Origin of the sequence: Endozoicomonas atrinae (assembly GCF_001647025.1) — a bacterium.
GTDB lineage: Bacteria > Pseudomonadota > Gammaproteobacteria > Pseudomonadales > Endozoicomonadaceae > Endozoicomonas > Endozoicomonas atrinae.
On sequence record NZ_LUKQ02000673.1, the window covers coordinates 1 to 778 of the forward strand.

Sequence of the window (778 nt, forward strand, 5' to 3'; positions counted from 1 at the left end):
GGCACCGGTGAAAACACCACCACATTATCCGACAGTGGTTCCTTTGCCATTGCGGATGTGGACCTCACCGATGTCCAGACCGTCAGTGTCACCTCCGACACCACCGGGTACCTGGGCTCCTTTACCCCAACGGTCAGCAACAACACCACCGGCGACGGTACCGGCCAGGTGGACTGGACCTTCACGGTGCCCGATGCCGATATTGATGACCTGGCCGCGGGTCAGGTGCTGACCCAGACCTACACCGTCACGGTCAACGATGGCAACGGCGGCACCGTGGATCAGCAGGTGACGGTGACCATCACCGGCACCAATGATGTACCGACCATTACTGCGGCCACCGATGTCACTGGCGCGGTGACCGAGATTGTGGATGGTGGCACCGGTGAAAACACCACCATATTATCCGACAGTGGTTCCTTTGCCATTGCGGATGTGGACCTGACCGATGTGCAGACCGTCAGTGTCACCTCCGACACCAGCGGGTACCTGGGCTCCTTTACGCCAACGGTCAGCAACAACACCACCGGCGACGGTACCGGCCAGGTGGACTGGACCTTCACGGTGCCCGATGCCGATATTGATGACCTGGCCGCGGGTCAGGTGCTGACCCAGACCTACACCATCACGGTCAACGATGGCAACGGCGGCACCGTGGATCAGCAGGTGACGGTGACCATCACCGGCACCAATGATGTACCGACCATTACTGCAGCCACCGATGTCACCGGCGCGGTGACCGAGATTGTGGATGGCGGCACCGGTGAAAACACCACCA

Annotated in this window: 1 protein-coding gene; it reads left to right on the forward strand. The window is 60.7% G+C overall.

The window, feature by feature from the left end:
* Positions 1–778 (forward strand): VCBS domain-containing protein (locus AK963_RS29965; RefSeq protein ID WP_202969954.1); only part of this gene is annotated, 778 nt, incomplete at both ends.